The 241-nt window shown below is 53.9% G+C and carries 1 pseudogene; it reads right to left on the reverse strand.

Going from position 1 to position 241, the window contains the following annotated elements:
* Positions 1-241, reverse strand: a pseudogene (locus tag F3J26_RS22630) (gp53-like domain-containing protein); the annotation flags it as partial.

The following is a 241-nucleotide window of genomic DNA, read 5'->3' on the forward strand; positions in this document are numbered from 1 at the left end:
TGTATTAATAACCCACCCGGCAAGAACTGATAGCCGGTTGATTTTAAATCTCGCCTGAAGTCATTCGCATCAGGTATCTGGCTCGCTCCCGTCCCTACTCCCCGTTTCGCCGCCTCCCCCAAACCAAGGTTTGCGAGAGCCGTAGAAACCGCCCCGGCACCGTCGGCCTTAATATCCGCAAACGGATTCTGGCGGCTGAGATATTGGTTACCAAAACCTGAAGTAAGCTTCGCCAGGAAGG

This window comes from Enterobacter sp. Ap-867 (assembly GCF_011752855.1).
Classification (GTDB): Bacteria; Pseudomonadota; Gammaproteobacteria; order Enterobacterales; family Enterobacteriaceae; genus Cedecea.